This window comes from Spiroplasma corruscae, from assembly GCF_002237575.1.
Classification (GTDB): Bacteria; Bacillota_I; Bacilli_A; order Mycoplasmatales; family Mycoplasmataceae; genus Spiroplasma_A; species Spiroplasma_A corruscae.
Window position 1 is genome coordinate 620,324 of sequence record NZ_CP022535.1, and the last position, 21,838, is coordinate 642,161.

Annotated in this window: 16 protein-coding genes; all 16 read right to left on the minus strand. The window is 23.6% G+C overall.

The genetic code is table 4. The features are described from left to right. Nucleotides 1-206: 206 nt before the first annotated feature. Nucleotides 207-380 carry a hypothetical protein gene (locus tag SCORR_RS05395; RefSeq protein ID WP_157705362.1) on the minus strand — a complete coding sequence of 58 codons (174 nt, stop codon included), beginning with the start codon at nt 378-380 and terminating at the stop codon, nt 207-209. Nucleotides 381-549: 169 nt separating this feature from the next. Beyond that, nucleotides 550-693: a hypothetical protein gene (locus SCORR_RS05400; protein ID WP_157705364.1), complete on the minus strand. Its 144-nt coding sequence runs from the start codon at nt 691-693 to the stop codon at nt 550-552. 467 nt (nt 694-1,160) lie between these two features. Then, the gene (locus SCORR_RS02835) at nt 1,161-2,609 is read right to left on the minus strand and encodes a glycoside hydrolase family 32 protein (RefSeq protein WP_094048928.1); all 1,449 of its coding nucleotides are present in this window, start codon (nt 2,607-2,609) and stop codon (nt 1,161-1,163) included. Beyond that, complete coding sequence (locus SCORR_RS02840) at nt 2,596-4,239, minus strand: PTS transporter subunit EIIB (RefSeq protein ID WP_094048930.1); 1,644 nt, start codon at nt 4,237-4,239, stop codon at nt 2,596-2,598. The genes SCORR_RS02835 and SCORR_RS02840 overlap by 14 nt, the downstream gene beginning before the upstream one ends. A gap of 143 nt (nt 4,240-4,382) precedes the next feature. Next, entirely contained in the window at nt 4,383-6,050 is a 1,668-nt protein-coding gene (locus SCORR_RS02845) for a dicarboxylate/amino acid:cation symporter (RefSeq protein WP_169709044.1), read from the minus strand. A gap of 867 nt (nt 6,051-6,917) precedes the next feature. Further along, nucleotides 6,918-7,163, minus strand: a complete 246-nt coding sequence (locus tag SCORR_RS02850; RefSeq protein ID WP_094048934.1) for a hypothetical protein — start codon at nt 7,161-7,163, stop codon at nt 6,918-6,920. Nucleotides 7,164-7,186: 23 nt separating this feature from the next. Further along, nucleotides 7,187-9,310 (minus strand): hypothetical protein, encoded by a 2,124-nt coding sequence (locus SCORR_RS02855; RefSeq protein WP_094048936.1) that lies wholly within the window; start codon nt 9,308-9,310, stop codon nt 7,187-7,189. A gap of 16 nt (nt 9,311-9,326) precedes the next feature. Continuing rightward, nucleotides 9,327-10,517, minus strand: a complete 1,191-nt coding sequence (locus SCORR_RS02860) for an SGNH/GDSL hydrolase family protein (protein ID WP_094048938.1) — start codon at nt 10,515-10,517, stop codon at nt 9,327-9,329. Next, entirely contained in the window at nt 10,517-11,449 is a 933-nt protein-coding gene (locus SCORR_RS02865) for a hypothetical protein (RefSeq protein WP_094048940.1), read from the minus strand. The genes SCORR_RS02860 and SCORR_RS02865 overlap by 1 nt, the downstream gene beginning before the upstream one ends. Before the next feature lie 220 nt (nt 11,450-11,669). Further along, on the minus strand, nt 11,670-13,739 hold the full coding sequence (locus SCORR_RS02870) for a hypothetical protein (protein ID WP_094048942.1): 2,070 nt from the start codon (nt 13,737-13,739) through the stop codon (nt 11,670-11,672). A 210-nt stretch (nt 13,740-13,949) separates the two neighbouring features. Beyond that, nucleotides 13,950-14,117, minus strand: coding sequence for a hypothetical protein (locus tag SCORR_RS05405; RefSeq protein ID WP_157705366.1), 168 nt, complete (start codon nt 14,115-14,117; stop codon nt 13,950-13,952). Between the two features lie 209 nt (nt 14,118-14,326). Further along, the gene (locus SCORR_RS02875; RefSeq protein ID WP_094048944.1) at nt 14,327-14,812 is read right to left on the minus strand and encodes a hypothetical protein; all 486 of its coding nucleotides are present in this window, start codon (nt 14,810-14,812) and stop codon (nt 14,327-14,329) included. Next, nucleotides 14,794-15,216 (minus strand): hypothetical protein, encoded by a 423-nt coding sequence (locus SCORR_RS02880; RefSeq protein WP_094048946.1) that lies wholly within the window; start codon nt 15,214-15,216, stop codon nt 14,794-14,796. Before SCORR_RS02880 ends, SCORR_RS02875 begins: the two co-directional genes overlap by 19 nt. Nucleotides 15,217-15,489: 273 nt before the next feature. Beyond that, nucleotides 15,490-17,283: a hypothetical protein gene (locus SCORR_RS02885; protein ID WP_094048948.1), complete on the minus strand. Its 1,794-nt coding sequence runs from the start codon at nt 17,281-17,283 to the stop codon at nt 15,490-15,492. Between the two features lie 348 nt (nt 17,284-17,631). Then, the gene (locus tag SCORR_RS02890; protein ID WP_094048950.1) at nt 17,632-19,680 is read right to left on the minus strand and encodes a hypothetical protein; all 2,049 of its coding nucleotides are present in this window, start codon (nt 19,678-19,680) and stop codon (nt 17,632-17,634) included. Between the two features lie 263 nt (nt 19,681-19,943). Continuing rightward, nucleotides 19,944-21,758: a hypothetical protein gene (locus SCORR_RS02895; protein ID WP_094048952.1), complete on the minus strand. Its 1,815-nt coding sequence runs from the start codon at nt 21,756-21,758 to the stop codon at nt 19,944-19,946. Between the last annotated feature and the right edge of the window lie 80 nt (nt 21,759-21,838).

Genomic DNA, 21,838 nt, shown 5'->3' on the forward strand with positions numbered 1-21,838 from the left:
AATACTCCTTACATTTAGAATAAACCGATTCTTTTTTTCTTCCATTTATACTATTATTATAAAAGATTTTATCTTCAATAGTCATATTCTTTACATTTAATGCAATATGTACTTCTTCAACACTACTGGATTTTTCAGAAATTTAAAAGTATTGTTTCCCACCCTTTTCATCATTAATTAATTCAAAAATGATTTTTATATTATTTTTATTCATCAGACATTCCCCCTAATTCCTTTAACCCTTTTTCCAAAAGTTGAAATATCTTGTTTGCTTCTATTTGAGATAATTTATTGTTTTTTACTAAATTAATTATGTTTTTAAAACCCTCTTCATTAGATATTTTAATTAATTCATCATTAATTTTTATATAAATATTCATACCATATACTTCTTTTTCTATTTATTTACCTCCTATTTTCATTTCAGAAATTATCAGAGCAAATAAAATACTAGCAATAGCTAGTTCATTATTAAATTAAATAAAATAAAAAAAATAGAGTGCTAGTATTGCTAGCGCTCTATTTGCTTATTAATATAATAACATAAATTTACATTTCAAAACTACTATCCACTAACTTATTAATTTTTTCTTTTAAAATATCAATTTCTTTATCTCTTTCAAGATTTTTTTGTTCTCATTCTTTATCTCTTTTCAATAACGCTTTTTCAATTTCTGCAGAACATTTACTCATATTAATCAAAAACTCCTTAAAACATTTTTTAATACTTTTATTATAATCTTTTTTTTAAAAATATTCATTTATTTACATCTATAAAATCATATATCTCTGATGGACTGGAACTATCTTTAGCAATAGCAAGTTTAATAAGTCCTTCATCAACTTTTTTCAATTCCTATTATTATATCTATTTTATCCTCCTATTTTCCCTTGTGAAAGTTTTTTGAGCAAATAAAAAGCTAATAATAGCTAGTTCATGAATTAATTAAATAAAAAAATAGGTATAAAACCTATTTTTGCTTTTGCATAAAGCAACATAATTCTTGCTAGTATATTCGTCAACACACATAGAATTATGTAGACCGATGTTTCAACCAGTCCCTATTGTGAAAACCAAGTATTTAACTTGCACTTTTATATTATCAAATAGAATTATCATAATCAACATATTATATAAAAAATATTAAATTTAAAAGAAATTACTTAATATTTATAGATTTAATATCTGATAACTCTAAATCAATTTCATTATTAAATTCTATTCTATTAAAGTCTTTTACAAAAAACCTTGATGTGAATACCGTTTTATAATCATCTGCGAATAATTCAATTGAAGATGAATCTATAAATACTTCTACTGTTTGAGATCTATTTTTTATTTTTCTTAATGCATATCTAGGGGTTTCAAACTCTCACTCGACTTCACCAGATTGCTTAGATCTATCAAGTATTATTTCATCATTTGTAAATTTTACCAAAATATACTCATTTTTATCATTTAGTATCTTGAACTCTAAGTTACCGTCTAAAGTAAATTTGAGATGTTTTGATTTATGAATTTTAACATAGTTTGTATGTTGTATTTTTTTGTTATGTAATAGGTTGTTAGTAAATTCACTAAATGGTTTTTGTAATAAATCATCACCTTCTAAATTAAGTTCTCTTGGAATTGTTAACATTGAATGCCATGAGTACTCATCTGTTGGATATTGAACATCACAAACTCCTAATCAACCAAATCATAATAATTTATTATCCATTCAATAAGTTTGAGGAGCATAAAAATCATGACCATAATCAACAGTTTTCATAGGAAAACGTTCATTAAGATTAGTGCTATTAACATCAACTTTGTCTAAAACAGAATATACAACACTTCTAGAATTATTTAATTCATATTTATTATTTTTATCATAGTATCCCTCTGCTGACATAAAAAATAAATACTTATTATCAACTTTATCTAAGTTTGGACATTCTCACATATATCCATAAGTGTTATTTTTAATACTTGGTTTTAAAACAGTTTTATACTTAAATTTATCAAAGTCTAACATTTCATAAAAGGCTAAACCACCTTTATCATCTTTTGTTCTTACACCAAATATCATATACATTTTATTATCAAGTTCAAATATTTTTGGGTCTCTTACATGGGGTGTAAATTTATCCCCATCTCAAGGTACGGCAATTCTTTTATTAATTATCTTATTATTTTCAAAATCAGCAACTAATTGAACTTCTTCTGTCATATTTCCATTGCCATCTTCCATATTACCAGTATAATAAATTTTAATTTTATCATCAAAATAATAGGCACTACCAGAAAATGAACCAAAAGCTTCCTTTTCAAAATCTGGTGTAATTGAAACACCGTGATCTTTATAGTTTATAAAATCATGTGTTGTTACATATCTTCAATGTTTAAAACCATGATATGGTTCTATTGGTGTTCATTGATAATGAATATGATGAATTCCATCTTTATATAATAAACCATTAGGGTCATTCATTAATCCATTTGGTGGAGCAATATGGTATAGTGGTCTATAAAATTTATCACTTTCTACTAGTTTATTTGCAATATCATAATATTTTTTATCAATTTCATCTCATTTTTTTCATTCTATTTCTTTAATTCTTTTCATTGTTTATTTCCTCTTTTTTAATTTCTTTTTTTACAATCTTATTTTTTTTAGTTGAAAATTCAACTCCAGGTATAGACGAAAAGTCTCTATCCAATATTTGTTTTGTAGTATTTTTAAAATATTTTAATCTTGACAATAAAATAGTTGCAAAAAATGTTGTAGTGATCGTTGCAACTAGTGCAATCGCCATTCATAAAAACCCTGTTCCAGCTCAGGTTGTCATATTGAATTTATCAACAACACTAGCTTGTGGAATAATAGTTAAGAAAACCAATAACGAACAAGGACCCATTGTTGTTAATACTCCTGATGCAGTTGTGATAATTACTCCAACTGTTGTACCAATACTTACAGCAATTACAGGAAATAAAAATCTTAATGCTACTCCAAATAAAGCTGGTTCGGTAGAACCACCAACAAATGCTATTAAATATGATGGAACAGCTGTTTTTTGTAGTTCTTTATTTTGTCTATTAATTATTGAAAATGCTAACACACTTGTTGCAACAGCGACATTAAGTTGTGTAAACATTGGGTTAATAGAAGTAGCATTATAAGTCATAAATTGTTGTAGAGCAACAACTACAAATATTTGAATAAACCCTGTTACAACAAGTCATGGAAGCATAATCGCAAATAATGGATTAAATATATACTTAGCAATCTCATGAGTTGTTGCTCATAAAACTGCAATATTCATACCATATGTTAATAACATTCCAATTGGTGCTAGTAGTAATTCACCAACAAAAAAGGATAATAATGTTACCATTGGCATTCCAAATATTTCCTTAACAACTCCTCATTTTATTTTTCTTACCAATCTTTCTAAATATACAGCCATAAAACCAATTAATACAAGTGGTAAAATTTGACCTTCATATGATATTTTTCAAGGATAACCATTTGCTAAATTTGAAAATGACCAATCAAAATCCTTTCCACCAACTTCACCAGTTTTAGCTCATTCGAATAGCGGTCTACCTGAACCCATAAAATCATTTGTAGATGCCATGTCCTTAGCACATAAAACTACTCCGATTGAAATTCCTATTGATTCACTACCTTTCATAAGTTTAAAAATTGATCAAGGTATTAATATACTAAATGCTAATGCTAATGCTTTTTGTAGTGATGTAGTAAGATTACCTAAAGTTTTAGCAAACTCACCAGTTTTTGCTATTGTAGAACCATTAACTTCAATATTATTAATTATATTATCAATTGTTGATATTATCGATAATGTAATAAGGTAAGGTATAATTGGCATCACTAATACACCAATACCATCGGTTAATGATTTAAAAAAACCTTTTTTTATTGTTACTTTAACATCAAATAAGTTAGGTACTCTCTTAATAGATATTCCTAATGTAGTCAAAAATTCTTTATTAAAGCTCTCTATATTTTTTTTAATAACTAATTGAACGAGATTGCCATTTACGACTACACCTTTTACTAATTCGTTTGTTTTTATTTCTTCTATCTTTACTATGGAAATGTCTTTTACTTTTATTCTCATCCTAGTAGAACAATGGCTAATATGGTCAATATTTTCAACATTCCCTAAATGTTCAGCAATATTTTTCACATTAGAATCAATGTTATTTTTCTCGCTAAATAATTTCATACTTCCCTCCATTTAAATAAAAGTTAATTAATTTCATTAACTTCTAATCAATATTATTTAATCACAATTATAAGTTTATATAGTAGTTTTTTTATATTTTAAATAAAAAATGGAAATATTTAATACTTCCATTTTTTATATTATTATTCTTTATTAGATTTTATTTTTTTAATTTCATCTTTATATGTTAATTTAATGTCTAAATATTTTAGTTTTAACTCATCTTCTGTAATTTTTTGATCTAATGCTATTTTTTTATTAGGATAAATACTTTTTAGTTCTTTTATCTTAATTGCCTTATCGTCTTTTGCTTTTAATATAAGGTTTACCTTTTCTTGGTAATGTGCTGCTTTCTTACTTAAAATATCAGTACTTTCACCAATCATTCCTTCGCTAAATGCGACAATTGTACTCACAACCATTGCAGCAATTATGTTGACTGAAGTTCTACCAATATCATATATATCTTCTAAAACAAGCATTATAGAAAAGGCACCGTTTTTAAAACTAGGTACACCTAACGAACCTAATAAACTTGTTATAACTAATGTTGAAGTACCAGGGGTTCCAGGTATTCCTAAAGAAACAATCATTGTCATTAATAACCCTATGAATAAGAATAACCATATTCCTTGATTGTGAATTATTGATGAATCTGAACCTGTTCATAATAATGATACTATTAATCCACCTTCTGCTCCTGCTCCACCAATCATACCCATTGTTGTCGATAAGGGTATTATTGTATTAACGCAAGATTCATCAACTTTCATTTTATCAACTAAAGATTTCATTGTAAAAGGTAAAGTAGCACTTGATGATTGTGTTACTAAACCTTGATAGGCAGGTCTTCAACCATATTTTCATCATTTATGTGGTTTAATTTTTGCAATTGCTAATATACCTGTTAAATAACCAATACAAATAAATAAACTAATATAACCAGCGGCTAATACTTTACCAACTGCTGTTAATGCTGTTAATGATTGAGTAATCATTAAGTTTGTAACTATTGACATTATTGCTAATGGTATTATTTTTATAAATCCATTAACTATTTTTAATATAATTTCTCAACTTGAATCCATTAATTTAACAAATGCTTCAACTTTCTCAGGTCTTTTTATTGATATCGCTTTAACACTTAATCCTACAATTAATGCCATGATTAAAACCGGAATTACAGCATCCTTACCCAAGTCAGCTATAAAGTTTTTTGGTAGATAATCAATTATCATTGCAGGTATTGATTTAATAGCACTATCATCACCTGAAGTACTTTTATCAGAGAACTCGTCTAATACTTTTTTACCATCACTTGTGACACCAACTTTTAATAATATACCAATTGCTGCTGCGATACAAAATGCAGCTGCAACGTTTAACATTAAAAATGTTATACCTTTACCAGTAATTCTACCTAACCTTTTAGTACTTTTTTTAGTAACAGATCTAAAGATTGATAAAAATATTAAAGGTATCATCAATAAAGTAATTGAAGTGATAAATATTTTTTTAAATAATACTGATCAAGAATCTAATTCAAATATTCAGTAAAATTCTTCTTTTCAATAAGATACACCATCTTCGTCTTTTTTTGTAAAACTTTCTGGGAATCCTACAATTGCTTGTATTATTAAACCATATAGTAAACCTAATACTAACCCTGAAAATAAATGTAAGAACTTATTCTTAAATCTTTTCAGAAAGAATCACAAACCAATTTGTAATCCAAAGAACACTATAATAGCAATTGCCGACTTATAACTACTTATAGCTAAAAAGTCTTGTAATATACTTGTGTGTAACATATTTTCCTTTCTTATAACCATAAAAAAAAGAGTACATAAAATAATTTAAATTTATATTTAAACTTATTCTTATATACTCTTTTATGATTATTTAATTTTTATTTAACTATTAATAAAGACAACATAAAAGAGTAAATCTATTATTATCATCATTATTAGTATTTATTAATTTAAATCTACTCATAGTATGTTCTCCTTAAATTTATAATAACATAATTATTTCTATTCTTATTATTTTTTTAATTTTTTATAAATTTACAATTATTTAATCCGTTTTTTTTATTAAATTATTTATTACTTTAATGAATAGATTTTAGTTCTCAATTATTGTTTTTTATGAAGTGATTAATAAATAAATTAATAAAAACATTAACTATTAAGTAATAACCATCATTATCATTTCTTAGAAAATCATGAACTAACTAGATTGTAAACCATGACATTCAACCAAGAATATATTACCTAAAATTTGAGTTCCATTTAAATGAGCTATTTGTACTTTCAAAGAAGATGAGGTATATTTTTCCTTATTTTACATTGCCAACTCATGCACTGTAATATCATTATATTAATAATTATTAATTCCTCTGATATACACTGCATTTTAATCATTTATAGTACTATGCATAGTTATTATCTCATAAATTATATTAGATAAACTCACCTCTTATATATCTATTTTGAGACTTAGTTATTTTTGTTTGCATCTTTATAGTTTTTTGTAAAAGGTATCTTAAACATTATATTCATCATCAACATCATTTTGCATACTTTAGTATGTTAAATTATTTATCATTCATATCAATCTTCTTTGGAAGTAAACATTAAATATTTTTTATATAATGATTTATAACCTTTGAAATAAGGTTAAGAAGCTTTATCGGCATAATCATCAAGTTTACTAATATCAACTTCATACTTATATTCTATTTCACAAAATATTAACGTTGGGATTGAAAAAATAACAACGAAGCATTCATTGCTATAATAAATGTTTTCATTTTTAATCCCCTTTGTATTTAAATATAAAGATATTCTAATTAATCTAACTGCTAATGCAAGATTATACAAAATAAAAATAAAGTATAGAAATAGTTTTATATAACAAAACATATATCATACTTTATTTTTAAATATTAATTACTTAATAACTTCATTTTTGATATTGTTAGGTAATTACCTTCATAAGTTAGAACTATTTCAAATTTATTTACATTACTAGTTATTTTATCTGTAACATTATATACAAAATCATTTGTACCATTAATTTCATATGTAACTTCTAAATCATTAAACTTAGAGTTAATAGTTTTTCTTACTTGTGATAATTTATCTTTATAACTATTTATCAAGTCATTTATAGTATTAACAAACGCTTTTAATCAACCTAAATTTTCTTTAACAACTTGTTTTAGTATAGATAATGGTGAGTCTTCTTTAATTGTACCATCCTCATTTAAACCAAGGTGTTTAAATAAATTATTAGGATCTGATAACGCAGTTTTTAAATTATCATTTGTATACAATGATTTAAAGAAAGTTGAAAATGTATCAAATTTAATAATGAATTCATTATCTTTATCACCATTAACTTTTGAACTAAGATTACTTACAATTTCTTTAACTGATGAAGAAGTTAAGAATCCAAATCCTAAATCTTTTTGATTATCAAATACTTTTTCTTTATTATTAGAACTCCCTAAACCAAACAATGAAGAATTAAATATATTTTCTAATGGTTCAGATAACATCTTCTTAATTGATAAATTTAATTTAGTATTATTGTTATCATATAAGTACCCAATGTATTTACCTGGATCAATAAAATATTTATTTCAATCATCTTCACCAATATTAGTAACAATATTTTTAATCATTTCAGGAAGTAAACTTGCTAATTGTGGAATTAAAGCCATTATACCTTTAATCAAAGTTGACGAAGTTGTACCAAAACCTCAGTTTATAAATGATCTAATTAACGGGTCAGTAAAATAAATCTTAACTTTTTCTCCAGCCAAAGAGACTGCTAGTTGAGAAACTATATTAATTAATCCATTTTTATTACCTGAATATGATTTAGATAAATTAGTTCAATCACCATTATCTTGATTTTCAGCATCATCATTTGGAGTTCCTAATAATAATCCAAATAAATTTTGTAAGACTGTTGAACCTTTTTTATCAGTATCTTCTGTAATAAAACTTAATAAACTAACAACATTTTTAAAATCAAAAACATTATCATCACTTGATAGTTTTTTTATCCTAATTTGATTAATATCTTTCATTGTAAGGACTTTTGAACTAAAATTATCAACTTTTGCTGAATTTAAATATACTAATAAAGTTCTAACAAAAAATAATATATTAGGTATTACTGATGCATCAGTTAAAATATCAAAACTAAAACTTTTAGTTCCATTAATTAAACCCATTAAGTTTACAGCGACACTTTTTGAAGCCTCATTTATATTTTTATTAATATCATCACTATTTTTATAAGTTAATGCTGTAGTAGTGCTATCTTTATTTATTAACTTATCAAAAGAATTTGATAATGCAATTATACTTGCACTCATAGCATCTTCATAAGAGAAAAACTCCCCTTGATCATCTTTATAAGCATCAATACTAAAAGCTTTTTCTAAATCTTTTAATACATCATTTGTTAAAATATTACCTAATGTTTTTAATAAATTAGTAGAAATTAAATCTGAAAACTTATTTGCAAGCATCGACATTAATGGTGCAAATGATTCAGGTTTTGATAACATATTTAAAATCATTGGTAGTGAACCTACTAATGAAGTTATTGTTGATGCCGTTCCATTTATCTCTGGTGCAATAACACCATCTTGATAGATTGAATCATCAACAGTTGTTTGATTTGAAACAAAGTTTGTGCTATTTTTAAAATACTTTTGAGATACATCACTAAATCTACTATATTCATTTGTATCTATATTTTTAAAATCCTTTAAACCTAAATTTGATAAATAATTATTTTTAACTATATCATTCATTAGATACGAAGAACTATAGTGAACTTTACCAAGTCCTTTATTAGTTTCGCTATCAGTCTCTGTTTCATTTTGATTTAAATATAAAGATTTTGAATACTGTGTTAAAAGTTTTGATATATTTGATTGATCATCACTATTATCAAAATTAACTGAATAAGTTTCACCACATGATGTAACAACAGTCAAAGATGATGTAGTAATAGTCAATATACCAATTAAGCTAATTAATTTTTTCATTCTTTGTCCCTCTCTTTTATTCAGTTATAAAACTATCATCAATTAAAAGTTTATATACTAATTCAGATACATATTTATGTCCAGCAGCTGTTGGGTGGACTTTATCAATAAAGAAAAAGTCATCAATATTTTTATCTTTATATTTTTCTCTAACTACTGCTTTAATATCAATATTAGTAATATCTAAACCACCAAGATCAAATGCAGTTGATTCAGAATAATTGTTTTCTACATTAATTTCTTGTTTAGAGCTCTCACTTATGAAACCGTCTAAAATAACTTTTAAATTTTGATATAAATTATAAACTTTTATAACATCATTTTTTTCATTAATTGCATTAACTATTTTTGTAATACTTGAATCAAATTCTTTACATAATAAATTTATTTTTTTAAGTTCATCTTCACTATATTCACCCGAACCACCACTATCGGTATTTTTATTATTATAACCAGGTGTTAATAATATATCTGGTGGAGTAATAAATAATATTCTTTTAGCACCATTATTTATTAAAGTACAAAGTGCATTTTTAATATTATCAAGACCATTGCTCATTATTGATTTTTGTGTATTATAATCATTTCTTGCATCTGCTAAGGCGAATAAATCATTACCTCCAATTTCTAATAAAAATAAATCTTTATCGTTTATCTTTTGTTGTTTTACTAAAGCTTGTGCTTGTTTATAAATACCAGTATTACCCATTAAGAGTTTTCCAGTTAATCCATCTGATTCGTATGCAGTTGCTCCACCTACTGAATAATTTCTTCCTCACGCTTTTTGAGTTGTACCATCAGCTTTAGTATAATCAATGTCAGCGTTATGAATTATATTTGAAGATTTAAATGTACTTTCTTCAAATCCTAATTTATCATTTATTATTTCAGCAACTCTTTTACCGTTACTAAACCCGTTATTATATAAACCACTCATTTTAGCATTGACACCTAGTTCATCTTTTGCAATAGTAACTAACCCACCATTATCACTTAAACTATCTCCAAGTGTAAAGAAATTAGAAACACCGTGATGGCTTTCTGGGTCAACACTTGTGTCTACAGCATTAGATTTATCAATATTTTTTCCTATGCTTGGATCAAAGTCAAAATTAACTTGAGCTTGTTGGGGCATACATGAGATTACTGATGTTGTTGATGTTGTTGATATAGTAAAAACTGTTAATAATGTTAATAACTTTTTCATTATTTTTTAGCTCCTTTCTTTTTATTTATTAATATAGTTGATGTTACAAAAAATACATAACCAGGTATAACTACTATTAATAGCACAAAGAAGAAAATAACTCCAGCTCTTAAATTATCAAGTGTTTCAGTAAAATGTGGAGTATAAATTTCATCGGTTGTAACTTTATCTTTTGGCATATTTGAAGAATTTAATGATTTGTTTTTAAAAATACTATGTCCAAAAATATTTAAACCATATTTTATATTCTCAATTTGTTTGTTTAAATATCAAACTTTATTATTTACTACCAATGTTCCCAATGAATCATATATATCAGTTCCATCAATCCCAACTGAAGAAGAATTAATTTTTGAGTTATATAACTCTTGATCGATAACTGTTTGGTTTCTTAATAAATCATCTCTAATTTCTGTTGAAAAAATTTCATTTAATCCATTTGAATGAAACATTCAAAATATCCCAGGATTTACATATCCAAAACTTAGAAATTCTGTTGATACAGCCTTATCGAATTCCACTAAATCCATTCCTAGGTCATATAAATCTATATCTTTATGAGAAGTTTTATAATCTCCTCATCTATTTTCATATCAATCATTTGAAAACTTTTCATAATCTTTTCTTGTCTTGGCATATTCCTCATTTTCATAAGAGTTTAATGTTGAAACAGCATCTGCTGAATAAGCTTTTTTAACAACTGTATCTAAAACAACTTCATAAGATGGATCACTACCATCAATTTCATAAATACCTTTTGGCATTACATTACTTATTTGATCTTTAATACTATTAATAAACCTTAATGACTCTACTCCAACACCTGGAGTAACCATTAAAAAACTAAATAAAAAATAAATAGCAAATGTGACCGAAATAACTATTCATTTAAGTTTAAGTTTTTCACTAAAAAAATTGACAAACTTCTGCATATTTTTAATACCCTTCTATATAAATAATAATAATAATAATTAATTCTATAAGAATTTAATATTATTTTATATGTTTTAAATAAAACCCTAGATAATAAATTATTCTTAAAAATTATTTACTTAATATAAAAATAATTTTATTATACAAGTTATAAGTTTGTTTATTAAAAAATAAAAAACCAACCATTAGCCATAGTTGGTTTATAATATCATTTTTATTTTAACTATTTGTATATTCTATGATTGCTTTATATCGCATTTTTGTATCTCAGAATATTTTATCTACTCTAAAATTAATTTTCATAAAATCTAGTTCAAAATACATATTTGTGTATCTATTATCATTACCACCATAGTAACCATCTGCAATTATACCATATTCTGTTTTTCCATCTACAATTGTATTTTCAGTTGGTAAGACTTTATTAACTCTTATTTGTGGTCTAAATCCAAAAGTAGTATCAAAATTTCAACTATAATGTGATTGATTTCCATTACTTAGAAGTAAATTATTTGCTATCTTTTGTTCTTGAGAACCAACACCATTTTTTTGCGATAAACTTAAACTTTCATTAAATTTTCCTAAAAACTCACCATATAAAAGATACATTAATCCATTTTCACCAGTTGGACAAATATAATTTGGATCAAATGCAAATTTTCATATGTTTAATTGTTGTCCTTCGATTACACCGCCCTTTACTTTTCCACTCATAGCAGTTAAAGCATCTTCATTTCAAGTATTAGTTGTACCGAAAGTATCATGATACGATTGTATTCCCTTTGTTAAGTTAGCTAGTACAGATTTATACGTAACAAAATCTTTATTATCTTTTAATGTAGATAAATCTTCTTCTTTATTTATAGTATAACCCATTGCAATATCGATATTATCAATCGAAGTTGTAATTCCTCCGTTGTCATTTCCACCATTAATTTCTAAAACTAATCCATTTAATTTAAATGTACTAAATTTAACGGTTTTGTTAATTTTTTCTTCAAATTTAGCTCTATCTAAATCAGTATATAGTTTAAAAATACTTTCTTTATAGTCATTAAATCATGTTTCAAGTTTATCACCACTTAAATAGTTTTCAACTGGATTAACACCATCGCCACTGGTTGTTACTTGGTTTCTAAAAATATAGTTATAAAGATCAGGATTTCCTACAATACTGTCATCTTTTCAATTAATCTTATCATTTTTTCAAGAATAAATACTTTCTTTTGAATTTAATGCATTAAAAGTATTACTTCAATTATTATTATCGTCTAAATCATCGATTATTTTATCAACTGTTGTTTTAATTTCTACATTTGAAATACCATCTGTTGGTTTTAAATCATTTGATAAACTTGATTTAAGAGCATTTATCGATTTTTTAAAATTACTATTAGAATCATTTAACTTATCATTTGATTCAAATTTATCATCTTCATTAGATATTCCTGATTCAATTAAAGTTGCACCACTATCAAAATACTTATATTTTAATTCTTTGGCTTTATTTTTTACATATTCAACAACATTATCTTCAGTTGTTATTTTATATGCAAAATTAAAAATATTATTTGCAGGTGGGTTTACTAACTGTGTACCATCTTTAGATTTATAGTTAAAATTAATTGTTATTTGGGTATCATCTAACGAAGCCAAATAAGTACTCTTAGGTTCATCACTATTTGTTTCAGTAGTACCGCTTTCATATAAAGTTAGAGTTGCTTTTTTATCATCTGAATTATTATTATTAAGTGTTGATAAACTAATTTCTACTAGATTGTTAACATTATTAGTTAATATTGAATACTCAATTTTTTTAGCTATATTTGATATTTCAGTTTTTATAGCATCAAAATTTATTTTTTTAGCAATATCTTCAAAAAATTTATTTTTATAGTCAGTGTTTTCTTGTTTATTGAATGCTTCATCAAGATTTACTTTATTAGTTTTAGAATTTAATTGACCATCATTTACAATTTCTTTATTTGCATTAACAAAGTTTTTTAGAGTATCAATACTAAAGAATTGGTTTTGGTTATTACCATCACTTGTTGCTTCAATTCAATTTGATCTTGTTGCACTTATAATACTATTTGTTATTGCATTCACTTCTTTAAGATAACTATCTCTTACAGTTTCGTAAGAAACTGTATCGTTATTTGGATCTGGAGTTTCTTCAGAAATATTACTATCACTACTTTGATCATTACTATCACCACAAGAAACAATACTAAATACCGGAGAAATAGTAAAAGTTAATGATGATAATATTAACACTAATTTTTTCATATTAATTTCCTTTCATTAATTTAAATATACAAATATATTATAACAAAATGAATTATAAGTGTACTATATTTTAAACTTTTTTTAATATCAGTATAATATTCAAAAAAAAAAAAAAAATGAATGTTACTATAAATATATATAATTTTAGAATAACGGAATTTAAATAGACCATTTGCAAATATAATAAATGGTCTTTTATATATTAAAATTTTATTTTATTTGTTGTAAATTATTGTAAATATTTGAGAACTTCTTAGAATAATAATAAAAATTTTCCTTATTTTCAAATCTATTACCAAAAGTTTTATAAAATTTTTGTATAAATCATCCATTTAGACTTTCGGTTGGTGCATTATGTTTAAAGCCTTTTTTAGACATAGAATGAACTATAAAATCATTTTGATTTACATAGTTAAAAATAAGCTCATTAGCAAAGGCAGAACCTCTATCAGATTGTATTATCTTTTGATTTGCTTTTTCAATGGCATAGTTATTTGTTTCTTTAAAAACAGATAATGCACTATTTGAATTTTCACTTTTATTAAAACTATAACTAACTATAGTTCTTTTTTCTCAATCATATAATATTAAACAATTAATTTTACTTCTATTTTTCCATTATTTAAAAATATCTTAAAGTTTGTTCCATCCATACCGGTTATATTTGGTCGACTATAATTCATTTCCACCAAGTCTTCTCTAACATAGATATTATGTTTTTTTGATTCTGATTTCTTTACACTACGTTTCTTTCTACTTGGATTATTTAATATTAATGGATGATCTACTCTAATTTTTCTAATCATTTTTTCATATACTTTTACGCCTTTATTTACATAAATTCACTTACTTATTAAATTTGCGCCGCTTGCTAAACTATTATTTTTTAGATTATAGTCTATTATTAGTTTTTTGGCTATTGTATATCTAGGACTATTAAAATTTGGTAAATCATTAAAATATAGACCATTTTTAAATATAATTATTGGGTTCTCTAAATTATTTTTTAGTTTAAACTTAGAAAATGTATTTTTATGAATTTTAAAATAACTAATTAATCTATTAGTTCCCAAGCCATGCGCTTTGCAATAAAATAATATATTTGACAGCATGCATAATGTTTATAAGCTTTTGTTGCCATTATCATTATCTTGTCCTTCATACTCATCTTCAACATGTTCAACATTATAGTTGCTGTGCAAGAAGGTATGGACTTTTCCAAAATTTCTTTACTTGCCATTGCTAATAGCTTTTCTTCTTTTTCGAACCTTACTTGTTTTTCTAAAAGTGTAATTTTTTCTTTTAAAACTTTATTTTCTTTTTCTTTTGTTTTTAAATCTTTAGATACAAAATCTTTTTTTAATTTTTTACTCATTATTTCAACTTCTTTGCATGTTTTAATTCTACTATCATAATGAGTAAGCTTACTTTTTTTATCTCAAATTCTTATTAATTGAGAACCAACCTTAATATTCATTTCTAAAGCAATTTTATCTAAATTCTCTCCTAACTAATACCTTTTTAAGGCTTTCTTTTTTTAAATCTTCACTATACTTTCTATGCATATTTTCCTTTCTAATATAAAAACCAGTTGTATATACAACTGGTCTACTTAGCTTCCTTTTTTCTTTTCCATTTTATATTATTATAAGTTTTACTTTATTATATTTTAAAATTCGGAACTAATATTTTTTTTATATAAAATGTAATTGGCTTTGTGATTGTATAAATAATTAATCATCACTTTTTATTAACCTATATCAGATTTTTTAAATTTATATAATGATATTAAAAACAATAATGATGTAAATATTATTAAAGAAACATTAAAATAAACCGGATTAACATAGTTATTATATGATAGTTTATTAATTTTATTAACTATTAATTCATAGTTAAATAAAATATATGGTAGAAAGAAGTTTTCTTGTTCATACATTTTTATGTTTGAATCACTATTTATATCAAATCACAAATCATTAAAATACACACCACTATTCAATGTATAATAACTTCAAGTACTAAAAAATGGATTTATAATAGAAGTAATATTATTTATTTTTTTATTTTTTATATACATTGTAAAATTATCATCTTGAATAATTGGGTAATTTGTTAAGTAATAATACTTAGTAGTATAGTTTAAGAAATATTGTTCAAGCACTCTTGTAGAGAATAATAATGGGAAATTAAAGTTCTCATTAAAGAAATTAGAAATAGAACCACTATCACATAGAGCTAAACCTTCATCTTTAGTAATATCAATTTTTGCGACAGCTGATTTAAAAATGTTTATCAAATCATCCTCAGTGAAGTTTAATGATTCATTTTTTTCAGTATTAAAGATAGTGTTTTTGTAGTTTTTATCAAAATAAATAAAGTCACCAAAATAACTATTCTTTTCTTTGTAAATATTAGGTATTTGACTAATAAGATCGTTAGTGAAATTATATAAATCATTTAAAATTAATTTATTATCTTCACTAATATCTCCTGTGTTAACTTTATCTTTTATATCTGATAAACCAATAAAATATGAATCTAATTTAAAAGATATTTCTACATGATTAGGTTTCTCATTATAATCATTATATGAACTTCATTTTTTACCTTTTGTTCCTGAAGATTGATTATTATTTTTTAAAATACCTTTTAAATTATATTTATGTGCATCATCACCCTTATTAATAACTCCAATACTGTCTCAAAAATTATTATATCTATATAAATATGGTTCTTTATTTGATGCATCATTCATATTTAGATACATTTTTAAAACTTCATCATCATCAAAGTTTGTTAAAAAAGAATTAATAGCCTTGCTTAGATATTTATACTTAATGTTTTCTTCATTTAATAGTTTTTCAAAATTAAATGTATCATACATTGTATTTGTTTTCATAATAATCGGTAAAGAGTTTGGCATTTTTATGTTCAAATCTAAATTATCATTTTTTTTGTCATATAACTTATTTGGAATAATTGCAATAAACCCCATAGAAATTAATAAAGAAGTTATTATTAAAGTTGGTTGTGTACCTAAAAATAATATTAAAAAAATAATTAAGTTAACTAATGAGTAAACTATAAATACTGAAAAAATTAAAAAGTAAAATGTTTTTCTAATGGTAAAGGTTTCAATTCCATTAATTATTATATTAATTATATTGAAACTTGCATATGAAAAAATTATTGTTGAAAATAATAATAATGAAATAGTTATATATTGTGTAATTAAATATTGTGATCTAGAAATACTATTGGAAACAATAATAAATATAGTTTTATCTTCTTGTTTTTTCACAAAAAAGAAAATCAATATCCGTATAATAAATAAAAATGTTAAGATATTTAAATAAATTATTACATAAAAATCAAATAATTCATTTCTAACATATCCTGTTTTTATAATTGAAAAAAAAATTGAAATAACAATACTAAATAAGTTTATCATTACAAAAAAAATCACAAATGATCTTTCATGAAATAAATTTTTAAACAAGAATCTAATTATACTTGTCATTTTAATTTTTTTATAATTCATTGTTTTTTTTCATACCTACTAATAGATATTATAAACTAATATTAATAATAAGCAATACTAAAGAGACCAGGTTGAAAGAAATTATATGGGGTTATTTAACTTTTAATTTAGTTTGACAGAGAGCCAAACTAAATTAATTACCCATGAATTATATTAAACTGCTAAAATAATTCTTATCTGAATTAGTAATATCACATTATTTTATTAAATAATCTAAAAAAATAAATTATTCTTAAAAATTATTACTTAATATTAAAATAATTTTATTATACAAGTTATGAATTTGTTTTATTATAGAATAAAAAAACCAACCATTAGACTTGGTTGGTTTATAATATCATTTTTATTTTAACTATTTGTATATTCTATGATTGCTTTTCATCTCATTGCTGAATTTCAAAATATTTTATCTACTCTAAAATTAATTTTCATAAAATCTAATTGAAAATACATATTTGTAAATCTATTTGGATTACCTCCATAGTAACCATCTGCAAGTACACCATATTCTGTTTTTCCCTCTGCAATTGAAGTTTCGGTTGGTAATATTCTATTAACTCTTATTGGTGGTCTATATCCAGGAGTACCATCAAAATTTCAACTATAGTGTGATTGATTTCCATTACTTAGCAATGAATTTCTTACTATCTGTTGTTCTTGATAACCAAGACCATTTTTTTGTGATAAACTTAAACTTTCATTAAATCTTGTTAAAAACTCAATATATAAAATTTCCATTCAATCATATTTAGCAGTTGGGTGAATATATTCCTTTTTAAATGTAAAATCTCAAATGTTTAATTGTTCATTTTCAAATATTCCATTCTTACCTTTTCCAGTAAACGCAGTTATAGCATCAACATTTCGAGTATTAGTTGTACCAAAAGTATCATGATATGATTGTATTCCCTTTTCTAAATTAGCTAGTACAGCTTTATAAGTAACCAATTCTTTATTATCTTTTAATGTAGATAAATCTTCATTTTTATTTATAGTGTAACCTATTGCGATATCAATATTATCAATCGGAGTTGTAATTCCTCCGTTTTCATTTCCACCATTAATTTCTAAAACTAATCCATTTAATTTAAATGTACTAAATTTAACGGTTTTGTTAATTTTTTCTTCAAATTTAGATTTATCTAAATCAGTATATAGTTTAAAAACACTTTCTTTATAGTCATTAAATCATGTTTCAAGTTTATCACCACTTAAATAGTTTTCAACTGGATTAACACCATCGGCACTGGTTATTACTTGGTTTCTAAAAATATAGTTATAAAGATCAGGATTTCCTACAATACTATCATCTTTTCAACCATTCTTATCTTTTTTCCAAGAATAAATGCTATCTTTTGAATTTAATGCATTAAAACTATTAGTTCAATTATTATTTTCGTCTAAATCATCAATTATTTTATCGGTTGTTGTTTTAATTTCAACATTTGAGATACCTTCTGGTGGGTTTAAATCAGTTGATAAACTTGTTTTAAGAGCAACAATCGCTTTTTTAAAATTACTATTAGAATCATTTAACTTATCATTTGATTCAAATTTATCATCTTCATTAGATATTCCTGATTCAATTAAAGTTGCACCACTTTCAAAATACTTATATTTTAATTCATTAGCTTTATTTTTTACATAATCAACAACATTATCTTCAGTTGTTATTTTGTAAGCAAAATTAAAAATATTATTTGCAGGTGGGTTTTCTAATTGTGTACCATCTTTTGATATATAATTAAAATTAATTGTAATTTGGGTATTATCTAACGAAGCCAAATAATTACTCTTAGATTCATCACCAGTTGTTTCATCAGTGCCACTTTCATATAAAGTTAGAGTTGCTTTATTATCATCAGAATTATTATTATTAAGTGTTGATAAACTAATTTCTACTAGATTATTAACATTATTAGTTAATATTGAATACTCGAATTTTTTAGCTATATTTGATATTTCAGTTTTAATAGTATCAAAATTTATTTTTTTAGCCACATCTTGAAAAAAATTATCTTTATAACTTGAGTTTTCTTGTTTATTAAACACTTCATCAAGATTTACTATATTAGTTTTAGAATTTGATTCACCATCTTTTGCACTTCCTTTATTTGCATTAACAAATTTTTTTAAAGTATTAATACTAAAGAATTGGTTTTTGTTATTACCATCGCTTGTTGCTTCAATTCAATTTGCTTTTGTTTCACTTATAATACTATTTGTTATTGCATTCACTTCTTTAAGATAACTATCTCTTATTGTTTCGTAAGAAACTATATCTTTATTTGGATCTGGTTCTTCTTCAGAATCATTACTATCACCACATGAAACAATACTAAATACCGGAGCAATAGTAAAAGATAATGATGATAATATTAACACTAATTTTTTCATTTCAATTTCCTTCCATTGATTTAAATGTACCACCTTATTATAGCAAACTGAAACCATATGTGTACAATATTTAATCTTTTTTTTAAATTGATGTAATATTTAAAAAAAACATAAATTAAATGTTACTACAAGTAATCAATTATATTGCATTTCTATTATCTTAAGTTTACTTTATAATATTTTCAAATTAAGACTAATAGTTTCTTTATAATAATTATCTAAATGCATTTAAAATTGAATAAATAATTAATTATCAAGTTATATTACCCTATATCAGATTTTTTAAATTTATATAGTGATATTAAAAACAATAATGATGTAAATATTATTAAAGAGCCATTAAAATAAACTGGATCAATATAGTTGTTATATGATAGTTTATTAATTTTATCATCTATTAAATCATAATTAAATAAAGTGTATGGTAAAAAGAAGTTTTCTTGTTCATACATTTTTATATTTGAATCACTATTAATATCAAATCAAATATCATTAAAATACATACCACTATTCAATGTATAATAACTTCAAGTACTAAAAAATGGATTAATAATAGAAGTAATGCTATTTATTTGTTTATTTTTTATATAAATTGTAAAATTATCATCTTGAATAATTGGGTAATTTGTTAAGTAATAATACTTAGTAGTATAGTTTAAGAAATATTGTTCAAGCACTCTTGTAGAGAATAATAATGGGAAATTAAAGTTTTCATTAAAGAAATTAGAAATAGACCCATTATCATATAGAGTTAAACCTTCGTCCTTTTTAGCTATACCAATTTTTGCAACAGCTGATTTAAAAATATTTATCAAATCAACCTCAGTAAAGTTTAATGAATCATTTTTTTCAGTATTAAAGATAGTGTTTTTATAGTTTTTATCAAAATAAATAAAGTCACCAAAATAACTATTCTTTTCTTTGTAAATATTAGGTATTTGACTAATAAGATCGTTAGTGAAATTATATAAATCATTTAAAATTAATTTATTATCTTCACTAATATCTCCTGTGTCAACTTTATCTTTTATATCTGATAAACCAATAAAATATGAGTCTAATTTAAAAGATATTTCTACATTATCAGGTTTGTTATTTTCAGAAAATGAACTTCATTTTTTACCTTTTGTTCCTGAAGATTGATTATTATTTGCTAAAATACCTTTTAAATTATATTTATGTGCATCATCACCCTTATTAATAACTCCAATACTGTCTCAAAAATTATTATATCTATATAAATAAGCTTCTTTTCCTTTATCTGATACGCCATTCATATTTAGATACATTTTTAAAACATCATCATCATCAAAGTTTGTTAAAAAAGAGTTTATAGCCTTGCTCAAATATTTATACTTAATATTTTCCTCATTTAAGAGTTTTTCAAAATTAAATGTATCATCCATTTCATTTGTTCTTATAGAAAACGGTTCAATAGAATTTGGTAATATAATATTCAAACTTAAATTATCATTATTTTTGTCATATAACTTATTTGGAATATTTGCAATAAACCCCATAGACATTAATAAAGAAGTTATTATTAAAGTTGGTTGTGTACCTAAAAATAATATTAAAAAAATTATTAAATTAACTAATGAGTAAACTATAAATACTGAAAAAATAAAAAAGTATAGTGTTTTTCTAATGGTAAAGGTTTCAATTCCATTAATTATTATATTAATTATATTGAAACTTGCATATGAAAAAATGATCGTTGAAAATAATAATAATGAAATAGTTATATATTGTGTAATTAAATATTTTGACCTAGAAATACTATTAGAAAGAATAATAAATATAGTTTTATCTTCTTGTTTTTTTACAAAAAAGAACATCAATATCCTTATAATAAATAAAAATGTTAAAATATTTAAATAAATTATTACATAAAAATCAAACAATTCATTTCTAACATATCCTGTTTTTATAATAGAAAAAAAAATTGAAATAACAATACTAAATAAGTTTATCATTACAAAAAAAATCACAAATGATCTTTCGTGAAATAAATTTTTAAACAAAAATCTGATTATACTTGTCATTTTAATTTTTTTATAATTCATTGTTTTTTTCATACCTACTAATAGATATTATAAACTAATATTAGTAATAAGCAATATTAAAGAGACCAAGAAAAAATTATGTTTTTTCTTTT